This window comes from Tautonia rosea (genome assembly GCF_012958305.1).
Classification (GTDB): Bacteria; Planctomycetota; Planctomycetia; order Isosphaerales; family Isosphaeraceae; genus Tautonia; species Tautonia rosea.
Map to the genome: position 1 here is coordinate 1 of NZ_JABBYO010000037.1, position 10,218 is coordinate 10,218.

At 55.1% G+C, this 10,218-nt stretch carries 11 protein-coding genes; all 11 read left to right on the top strand.

Annotated elements, in window-relative coordinates:
* The first annotated feature begins 286 nt into the window (after positions 1-286).
* Positions 287-1,789, top strand: coding sequence for a F0F1 ATP synthase subunit beta (gene atpD / locus HG800_RS26595; protein ID WP_169981382.1), 1,503 nt, complete (start codon positions 287-289; stop codon positions 1,787-1,789).
* Positions 1,786-2,178, top strand: coding sequence for a F0F1 ATP synthase subunit epsilon (locus HG800_RS26600; protein ID WP_169981384.1), 393 nt, complete (start codon positions 1,786-1,788; stop codon positions 2,176-2,178). Before atpD ends, HG800_RS26600 begins: the two co-directional genes overlap by 4 nt.
* Positions 2,168-2,482 carry an AtpZ/AtpI family protein gene (locus tag HG800_RS26605; protein WP_206352487.1) on the top strand — a complete coding sequence of 105 codons (315 nt, stop codon included), beginning with the start codon at positions 2,168-2,170 and terminating at the stop codon, positions 2,480-2,482. Before HG800_RS26600 ends, HG800_RS26605 begins: the two co-directional genes overlap by 11 nt.
* The gene (locus tag HG800_RS26610) at positions 2,479-3,978 is read left to right on the top strand and encodes a cation:proton antiporter (protein WP_169981386.1); all 1,500 of its coding nucleotides are present in this window, start codon (positions 2,479-2,481) and stop codon (positions 3,976-3,978) included. The genes HG800_RS26605 and HG800_RS26610 overlap by 4 nt, the downstream gene beginning before the upstream one ends.
* Positions 3,975-4,277, top strand: a complete 303-nt coding sequence (locus HG800_RS28575) for an N-ATPase subunit AtpR (protein WP_169981388.1) — start codon at positions 3,975-3,977, stop codon at positions 4,275-4,277. Before HG800_RS26610 ends, HG800_RS28575 begins: the two co-directional genes overlap by 4 nt.
* Before the next feature lie 12 nt (positions 4,278-4,289).
* Entirely contained in the window at positions 4,290-5,078 is a 789-nt protein-coding gene (locus HG800_RS26620; protein ID WP_169981390.1) for a F0F1 ATP synthase subunit A, read from the top strand.
* Positions 5,071-5,352 (top strand): F0F1 ATP synthase subunit C, encoded by a 282-nt coding sequence (locus tag HG800_RS26625; RefSeq protein ID WP_169981392.1) that lies wholly within the window; start codon positions 5,071-5,073, stop codon positions 5,350-5,352. The genes HG800_RS26620 and HG800_RS26625 overlap by 8 nt, the downstream gene beginning before the upstream one ends.
* 3 nt (positions 5,353-5,355) lie before the next feature.
* Positions 5,356-6,246 (top strand): F0F1 ATP synthase subunit B, encoded by an 891-nt coding sequence (atpF, locus tag HG800_RS26630; protein ID WP_169981394.1) that lies wholly within the window; start codon positions 5,356-5,358, stop codon positions 6,244-6,246.
* An 89-nt stretch (positions 6,247-6,335) separates the two neighbouring features.
* Positions 6,336-7,919, top strand: a complete 1,584-nt coding sequence (locus tag HG800_RS26635) for an alternate F1F0 ATPase, F1 subunit alpha (protein ID WP_169981396.1) — start codon at positions 6,336-6,338, stop codon at positions 7,917-7,919.
* A gap of 38 nt (positions 7,920-7,957) precedes the next feature.
* Positions 7,958-8,851: a F0F1 ATP synthase subunit gamma gene (locus HG800_RS26640; protein WP_169981398.1), complete on the top strand. Its 894-nt coding sequence runs from the start codon at positions 7,958-7,960 to the stop codon at positions 8,849-8,851.
* Between the two features lie 56 nt (positions 8,852-8,907).
* Positions 8,908-10,152, top strand: a complete 1,245-nt coding sequence (locus tag HG800_RS26645) for a glycosyltransferase (protein ID WP_169981400.1) — start codon at positions 8,908-8,910, stop codon at positions 10,150-10,152.
* Positions 10,153-10,218 lie beyond the last annotated feature (66 nt).

A 10,218-nucleotide genomic window follows, 5' to 3' on the forward strand; every position in this document is an offset into this window, starting at 1 on the left:
TTAATGTTCAATTTTTTGGGTATCTAATTTGTCCACGATCAGGGGCTTTCGTCTGTCAGTCCATTGTTCAGGTCCTGCAGCGGCTTTGGAATCCGCAACTCGGTATCCTCAGTTGAGGCTTCAACGCAATGGAATGGTGGTGGAGCATGCTATCGTTCCAGGAGAAGATGAGCGACTCGTTTACATGATGGCCGAGATCTCCTCCAATAGAGTCATGGGTTAGGATCGTCCGTCGCGAAGCGGATGAGACGAAATCCGGGCACGGATTGGAAGTGAGCGATCGCTCATGAATCAGCGACAGGCCAAGCAGAGGTCGCAAATCGGGACTGTCACCCGAGTTCGTGAGAGCGTTGTCGATGCCGTGTTTCCGAATGGGATTCCGGCGGTTCACAACGCCCTACGTACGGGCGAAAATCGAGAGGTCGTCATTGAGGTGCTGGATCACCTCGATGAACAGACGATTCGGGGCATCGCCCTGACAAGTACCCAGGGCTTGGCACGAGGATCGGCGATTGAGGATACGGGTCAGCCTTTGCGGGTTCCGGTTGGTGAACGGTTGCTTGGCCGTGTCTTTAATGTCTTTGGCGAGACGATTGATGGGCAAGGGCCCATCGAAGGCGGCGAATGGCGGTCGATCCATCAGAAGCCGATTCCTTTGGTTCGTCGCGTGACTCGGACCGAGGTGTTTCGGACGGGGATCAAGGCAATCGATCTCCTCTCACCATTGGAACGCGGAGGCAAGGCGGGACTTTTCGGCGGGGCTGGAGTCGGCAAGACCGTGCTGATCATGGAAATGATCCACAACATGATTGGTCAGCACGAAGGGATCAGTCTCTTCTGCGGGATCGGGGAGCGAATCCGAGAAGCGGTGGACATGTATGACGAGGTTCGAGAGGCCGGAGTTCTGAACAATACGGTTCTCGTCTACGGCCAGATGAACGAACCGCCGGGCGCCCGGTTCCGGGTTGGTCACGCGGCGCTGACGATGGCCGAGTATTTCCGGGATGATCGCAGGCAAGATGTCTTACTCTTGATTGACAATATCTTTCGATTCATTCAGTCGGGATCGGAGGTTTCAGGCTTGCTGGGTCGATTGCCATCAAGGCTCGGCTACCAGCCAACCCTCGGCTCGGAGCTCGCCGAACTTGAAGAGCGCATTAGCAATACAGAAGCCGGGGCGATTACCTCGATCCAGGCGGTGTATGTGCCGGCTGACGACTTCACTGACCCATCGGCTGTGCACACATTTCATCATCTATCAGCCTCGATCGTGCTGTCTCGACAGCGGGCTAGCCAGGGATTCTACCCGGCGATCGACCCCCTCAAGTCAGAATCGAAGATGCTTGTGCCTCATATTATTGGGAGACGGCATTTTGAGGTCGCGCAGGAGGTGCGACGCACTCTGGCGACCTACGAGGATCTGAAGGACATCATCTCGATGCTGGGTCTAGAGGAACTCTCACGACAGGACCGACGAACCGTTGAACGCGCCCGGCGGCTTGAACGGTTCTTGACCCAGCCGTTTGTCGTCACTGAGCAGTTTACAGGCATCAAGGGTCATCTTGTCGATGCGGACGATACGCTTGATGGATGTGAACGTATTCTTAACGATGAATTTTCGGAGATTCCCGAGAACGATCTATACATGATCGGGACGATTGATCAGGCCAGGACGAAAGGCCGGGGTGGGTCGGAGGACGAGAACAGGCACACGAACGTTGAGTCGGAGGTTGTAGGACAGAACGCACAAGCGGACGAAGACAAACCTCGCTCGGAGGACGGATCATGATGCTCCGAGTGTTAATCCCCGAGAGGGTATTGATCAGTGAAAAGGTGAACAAAATTAAGGCTGAAGCGGGCAATGGGTCGTTTACGCTCTTGCCGAAGCACGTTGATTTCGTCGCGGCTCTTGTTCCAGGCATCCTTTCCTTCGAATCACAGGAGGGTGGCGAATGCTTCATGGCGATCGATCAGGGGGTGCTGGTCAAGTGCGGTAATGAGGTCTTTGTCTCGACTCGAAAGGCGGCGATGGGACCTAGTCTGGAGGATTTGAAGCGGACCGTTCGGGAACAGTACGAGATCGTCGATGAACGAGAACGCCATGCCCGGTCGGCGTCTGCTCGTCTCGAAGCCGAGCTCGTCCGACGCTTCATGGAGCTTGAGCACCGTGGATCCTGACCATCGAGCTGCTGGTGATCTTGAGAAGCAGCGTGAACCCCTTGAGGAGATTGTCTCTCGGAAGGTGGAGCGTAAGCGTCGTGCTCGAGAGAGCAAGTCATATAGCCTTTGGTATGGGCTGGGTATGTTCGGGCTGGTTGGCTGGTCAGTGGCAATTCCGACATTGATCGGTGTGGCAATTGGCGCGTTGCTTGACACCAGCCGATCCGACACGATCTCCTGGACACTGACCGGTCTTGGAATCGGGATTGTCATAGGTTGCCTCAACGCCTGGTTCTGGGTGAAGCGGGAGGGGCACATATGAGAGAGCCGTTTGGCGATCAGATTTGGCTTGTGCTGCTTGTCGGAGTGGCGATCGTCCTGTCGATCCTGAGCAAGTCGGGTTTGCGGCGGCTTGGCGTGCCGGCCCTGATTGGGTCGATCGTTCTGGGATTTCTTCTGAGATTCTGTGATTCCCGATGGGAACTTCTCTCCGAGTCCGGGTACGACACATTTCGGCTCCTCGCAGATCTGGGTCTGATCGTCCTTCTCTTTCGGGTCGGCCTAGAGAGTAACCTCAAGGGTCTGATGAGCCAGATTGACCGCGCCGCTGGTACCTGGATCGGCAATGTCGGGATGAGTGGGTTGCTTGGATTCGCGACGGCTTACTGGCTGCTCAATCTCGGGACAATCGCCAGCATGGTGATCGCCGCCGCGCTGACGGCAACGAGTGTAGGCGTCTCGGTTGCGGTCTGGCTCGAGGCCGGCGCACTCGACACGCCGACAGGTCAGTGGTTGATTGACGTTGCAGAGCTTGACGACGTGTCAGGCGTGCTCCTGATGGCGGTGCTGTTTGCATTGCTTCCCGTATTGAACGAATCAGCCACCCCAATGGAGGTGGCCCCGGAAATAATCCGCCTCGACATGCTGGCCTTCCCTGTCATTCTCGCGGCGGCGATCTTGCTGTTCAGCTTCTTGATTTACCGGGTGCTCTGGCGGCCTATGTGGCGTTCACACAGGACCGACGAGCAAGTGCCAAAGCCGATATTGCGCATGATTCCCGTGGCGGTCGGGGTCGCTGCATTCGCGGCTCTCTTCGGCGTTGCAATGGTCGTATTGTATAACGTACGACCTGATGGCCTGAGGGACGAAACTTCAATCGCCACACTGTTGAAGACGATGGGCCGGTTTGCGTTCCTCTTCGCGGGATTTCTGGGATTCTGCTACCTGTTTGCCGGGAGACTCGAGGAGCGTATGACTCGGTGGTTCCAGCAACTCGAGCCGATGCCCGATCCGATGCTGCAGGTGGTCGGGGTCGGATTCGTCATCGCGTCCCTATCTGGGTTCCTGGGCTTCTCGATCGCCATCGGCGCCTTCTTTGCTGGCTTGGTCTTCAGCAGGGACCCGAAGATGGTGCAGATCGATGCCTCGTTCATCTCGCTCTACGACTTGTTTAGTCCGTTCTTTTTTATCGGGATTGGTTTGAGCATTGATCAATCTGCACTACTGTCGGCCCTCGGCCCTGGGACGATCTTGCTGGTGGCCGCCGTGGCATGGAAACTCGTTGGCACGGCGGTGCCAGCCCTGATGTCAGCTGGGTGGAAGACTTCGCTGATGCTGGGGATCGGTATGGTGCCCCGCGCTGAGATCGCCATGGTCATTGTGGAGCGAGGAAAGGCGATGGGCCCCGCCCTTGTCCCTCCGCATGTTTTCTCGGCGATGGTTCTTGTAGTGCTGGGGAGCTGCTTGATTGGTCCCCTCGCGCTTCGGCCATTGCTGAGGCGGTGGCTCACAGAGCAATCGCAAGGAGCATTCTCGTGAACCTCGACACTGAGACGCTTGTCCCTCTGATCCTCGCCTTTACTGCCGGATGTTGTCTCGGTGTGCTCACATTCGGCGGACTCTGGATGACGGTGAGGCGACTCCCGACGAGTCGACGGCCTGGATTGCTTCTCCTAGGAAGCTTTTTTGCGAGACTGGGGGTTTGTCTTACCGTGTTCTTCGTTGTGATGGGAGGGCAGTGGGAACGACTTGTCGCCTGTCTCATCGGTTTGCTTGTTGTGCGGACCGTCATAATCCGTCGCTGGGGATCTAATCGAGTACCAGCTCGCACGGGCTAAGGAGAAGTGATCGTGGACCTCTTGGATCTCAAGCAGATAAGTCCGGATGAGGTGGTCTTCTGGGAGTGGCGGTTCGTCACGATCAATGCCACCTTGGTGTTCACCTGGGTGGTGATGTTTGTGCTGGTGCTTGGTTCGTGGTTGGTGACCCGAACGCTTACGACAGGACCGACGATTTCCCGATGGCAGAATCTCCTTGAAGTGGTCGTCGATGGAATTCGGAGGGAGATTGCCGGAATAGTTCAGGAACGACCAGAGCGGTATCTTGCATTTATCGGTACACTCTTTCTCTTTATTTTTCTATCGAATCTGCTGAATATTGTGCCTGGGTTTGTTTATGTTGCACCAACAGCTTCCCTATCAACGACCGCAGCGCTTGCGATTTGTGTCTTCTTTGCCGTGCCGATTTACAGCATTGCCAATGAAGGTTTTTTGGGATATCTGAAAAATTTCCTGCTCCCGACGCCTCTGATGCTCCCGTTCAAGATCATTGGAGAGGTGTCCCGCACGCTGGCGCTGGCTGTACGACTGTTTGGAAACATTATGAGCGGTACAAAGATTGTGGCGATTCTGATGGCCGTGGCTCCTCTCATTTTCCCGATCTTGATGCACGCGCTTGGCCTCTTGACGGGAGTGATCCAGGCCTACATCTTCGCGGTGCTGGCAATGGTTTATATTGCCTCTGCCAGCCGAGCCCGAGAGGAGGAACGTGAGGAAGAACTGTTGAATCAGCACAGCAAGCTAGAAGAGGACGAACAGAAACCAACTCGAGCACAAGACGGAGTGAGTGATCATGGATAATCTAGGATTGGTTGGGATGATCTCAATCTTTACAGCCGGCTTAACGATTGGCCTGGGCGCGATAGGTCCCGCGCTTGGAGAAGGACGAGCGGTGGCGTCGGCACTCTCGGCGCTGGCACAGCAACCCGATGAAAGCAATACGATCACGCGAACCCTGTTTGTGGGACTTGCAATGATTGAATCTACTGCTATTTATTGCTTTGTTGTGTCGATGATTTTGATTTTTGCGAACCCATTCTGGGACTACTTCACGCAACAGACGGCGGGGGGCTAATCCGTGCTGATCGATTGCCTCTGGATTATTGCTCAGGCATCCGGTGGGGTTGGAGAGAATGCGGGCTCGGGCGGTGTCCTAATTCACGGATTCACCGTGGTCGCTCAGGTCGTGAACTTTCTTATCCTGGTGGTGTTGTTGCGACACTTCCTTTACGGACGGATCATCGAGGCGATGGATCTGCGTAAGCAGCAGATCGCCTCACGCTGGGATGAGGCGGGGAAACGCCAACAGGCGGCCAAGGAGGAGACGGAGCGCTATCGCCACCGACTGCAGGAGCTCAACGAGCGAGGCGACGAAATTCTGGACGATGCTCGAAAAGACGCGGGGCGGCGTCGAGAGGAACTGATCAGGGAAGCTCGCTGCGAAGCTGAGCAGTTGCGGCTGCAATGGCGGCATGCCCTCCGACAGGATCAGGAGGGGTTTCTCGATGAACTCCGTCGGAGAGCCACTGAAGGGGCCTGCTCGATTGCCCGCCGGGTACTTGCAGATCTGGCCGATGCCGAACTGGAACGGCAGATCTTCAACTCGTTTATAAGTCGACTAAAATCGCTCGATGAACATCATCAAGAGAGGCTTCGAGTGTCGCTCGGGAATCCGGAGCAAATCCTTAATGTGCGAAGCGCTTTCAACGTTCCCGATGACCTGCGACAGGCACTCTCTGATTGGCTCCATGATGAGTTTGGTGTCGAGTTCCAATTGCGTTATGAGATCGACCCTCGGCTGATCTGTGGAGTCGAGTTGAACACTGACGGTCACAAGCTGGCCTGGGACGTCTCGGACTCTCTCGACGAAATCCAGCAGGAACTATCGAGAGTAATCGGTCGTGAGATGGCTATCGCAGAGGATTCCGACGAGGAGGCGATCGAACACGCAGATGTTTATCGAACGTAGGAACAGCTGGCTCGAAAACCCCACAACCGATCCTCGACGTCCGAGGGAAAATCGAACGTCGACGCCTCGGAACACAAGGGCTGAGCGTGATGGGAGACGAGGAGACCGGGCGACTCGGTGGACTTCTTGAAGCTACGTTTGAAGCGCTTCAACGCACGATGCAGGAATACCGGGTCAAGCCGGTAGTCGAAGCAGTAGGGCGAGTGACGTTTGTGGGGCATGGAATTGCCCGCGTCCGTGGTCTGGCTGATGTTCGAGCCCGAGAGGTCATACGATTCCCGGGTAACGCTTTGGGGATGGCGTTCAATCTCGACCCGGAGGAGGTTGGGATCGTACTGCTTGATCGCAACGAAGGGTTGTCGTCGGGAGCAGAGGTCCGTCGGACAGGGCGGGTGCTTGATGTTCCGGTCGGAGAGGCCCTGCTTGGACGAGTGGTCGATGCGGTGGGACGTCCGATCGATGGGGATGCTCCGCCCAACACCCGTCGACGATTACCGATTGAGCGGCCAGCCCCCGGGATCATGGATCGGGCTCCCGTGACGGTTCCGCTTCAGACAGGATTGAAGGTCGTAGATGCGTTAATTCCAATTGGCCGTGGTCAGCGTGAGCTGATCCTCGGCGATCGTCAGACTGGGAAAACGGCGATCGCACTCGACGCGATGATCAATCAACGGAATAACAAAGTAATATGCGTCTATTGCGCGATCGGTCAACGAATGTCTGCGGTGGCGAAATTGGTTGACGATCTTGCCAATTACGGAATCCGTAAAAAAACCATTGTGGTTGCAACATCGGAGGAAGATCCGCCGGGATTACAATTCGTTACTCCTTATGCGGCAATGAGTATGGGAGAATACTTTCGGGATCGAGGGCGAGACGTACTGCTTGTCCTGGATGATTTAACTCGGCACGCATGGGCTTATCGAGAATTGTCGCTGTTGCTTCGACGTCCCCCGGGGCGAGAAGCCTTTCCAGGTGATATTTTCTACATTCATTCCCGACTCCTTGAGCGATCGACCCACCTCAACGATAAGCTTGGAGGCGGTTCATTGACAACTCTCCCGATTGTTGAAACTGAGGCGCAGAACATTTCAGCGTACATCCCCACAAACTTGATCTCGATCACCGATGGCCAGATCTATCTCTCGCCGGACCTGTTCCGGAAGGGGGTCCTTCCGGCGATCGAAGTGGGACGATCAGTGTCTCGGGTGGGGGGGAAAACTCAGTTAACAGCCTACCGAGCGGTTGCGGGAGACCTGAAACTGACGTACTCCCAGTTTCAGGAGTTGGAAGCGTTCGCTCGGTTTGGAACCCGGCTCGAAGAGCATACCCGCAAGTCGCTCGAACGCGGACGACGAGTTCGAGAAGTGCTGAAACAGGCACTGTACGAACCATTGACTGTTCCTCAGCAACTTGCCGCCTTGGTTGCCATGATTCACGGATTGTTCGACGAGGTGCCCATCCACTACGTGTCGGCCCTGGAAGCCATGGTTCGAAATGCTGTCGCGGAGGAACTGCCAGAGGTGTGTGAACGAATCGAGTTGGGTCGAGCGCTGGACGAGAATGACCGGCGACTGATGATCGAGGTTGCTCAATCCGTAATCGATGCAAATCGGGAAATGCTTCTGCGGAATGAGGCGGGCGATCACAGGTCTGTCCCCCCGTCGATTTGAGAGAGACATATGAGAGGATCGAGCCAGGGAGGAGTTGAATGCAAACGATCGAGGGCTTGAAGCGTAAGCTGGCGACCGCGGAAGATCTTCACTCGGTTGTGAAAACAATGAAGACGCTCGCGGTCGTGAATATTCGTCAGTACGAGGAAGCGGAGCGTTCGCTCGATTATTACAGTCGAGCGGTCGAAATGGGCTTGCAGATCGTGCTCCGCCAAGGGCTGCGGTCGCCTGTCGTGGCGCGAAAGGCCCCTTCTCGGAACCTTGCAGCAATCGTGTTTGGATCCGATCAAGGAATGTGCGGACAGTTGAATGATGAGGTGGTCCGTCATGCCATTTCAGAAATGGACGACTGGGGAATTGACCGTGCGGGCCGAACACTCTTTGCCGTGGGTCATCGGATCTCAGGGCGACTCGAAGATGCAGGACAACCACTCGGAGGCATGATGTCAGTTCCTGGCTCGACCTCTGGGATCACCCCCGCCGTTCAAGATCTCCTGCTGAGGATCGACCGCTGGCGAGACGACTTGCAAATTGATCGGGTCGTTCTATTCTTTGCCGACCACCATTCCGGAGCCACTTGTCGACCGAGGACGGAGCGCCTTCTTCCCGTCGATGAACACTGGCTCCAGGACCTGCAATCTCGGGAATGGCCGACGAATCAGGTCCCCACGTACACAATGAATTGGGATCGCCTTGTTTCCTCGCTCGTCCGCGAGTATCTCTACGTCTCACTCTATCGAGCGTTTGTCGAGTCACTGGCCAGCGAGAACGCAAGTCGTTTGGCATCAATGCAGGGAGCCGAGCGGAACATCGAGGACCGTATTGTTGAGCTGACAATGCATTGTCAACAGCGCCGACAACTTGCAATTACCGAGGAACTGTTAGATGTTGCTTCGGGATACGAAGCGCTTACGAATGAGAAGAGGATTTGAAGGAAAATTATTCGATTGGAGCACGAATGGCAGTCCTCATTCGATAAGGGGGCGAAATGGCCGTTGATTATCAGACAATCAAGGTCGAAGACTATGAGTCCTATGTTGGTTTGGAGATGGTCGATCGAGTCTATACGAAGGCGGAACCCCTTCGCGGTTTTCGCGTTGCCCATGAAAATTCAACCTATTATGGGGGTGGAGTGGCCGAACTCCTCTCCTCAATGACCTTGCTCATGAGTAGTGTGGGGCTTAAGGCGGGCTGGCGAACAATCCAGGGATCTCCTGACTTTTTCAGTGTGACCAAGAAGATGCACAATGCGCTTCAGGGTGGGGAGATCAATCTAACCAGTCGGAAAATGCAGATTTACGAGAACGCGGTCCGAAACCACCTCGACCACGACCTGGTGATGATTCATGATCCTCAGCCTTTGGGTCTGATTCGACACGATATGAAAAAGGGACCCTGGGTCTGGCAATGTCACCTCGATCTCTCTCACCCAAATCGCGAAGCCTGGAACTATCTGAAACCGCTGATCGAGAGTTATGACGCAGCAATCTTGACCCTCAGGGACTATGCCCAGCATTTATCCATCCCCCAACTGTTCTTCATGCCGGCGATCAATCCATTCTCCATCACGAACCGGGAATTGACTGAGGTCGAGATCAACGAACGTCTCGCCCATTACGCGATTCCGACCGATCTGCCCTTGGTCGTCCAGGTGTCACGATTCGATCGATGGAAGGACCCCGAGGGAGTGATCGAGGCGTTCAAGATTGCCCAAAGGGAAGTGGACAGTACTTTGGTGCTCGTTGGTAACGCTGCAACCGACGATCCAGAAGGAGAGGAGGTCTTCGAGGCGATTGTGAGACAGAGAGATGAACGAGTCCGCATTATTTCACAACAGGATTCGGCTCTAGTGAACGCCTTGCAGCGTCGTGCTGCAGTGGTGTTGAAAAAGTCACTTTCTGAAGCCTTCGGACTTACCGTGACTGAAGCGATGTGGAAAGGGGCGGCGGTGATCGGTGGGAATGTTGGTGGGATACGATATCAGTTCCGTGATGGAGAAAATGGCTTCCTTGTTTCCTTAGTCGCGGAGGCAGCGTCGCGCATTGTCCAGTTGATCAAGAATCGATCGCTTCGTGAACGACTTGGGCACCAAGCCCGCGAAACTGTTAAACAACGATTTCTGATGATTCGGCTTCTTGAACAGTATATTGACCTCTACAAGTCTATTGAGCCCATTTACCGGCTTCGGAAGTCGCCCGATGACTTATTGATGCGCCGCGAACCAACGTATTGAACACTTTTATGCAGATTATTGCCGATTAGAAAATTTGACACAACTGTATCTCCGGGCAAAATATAG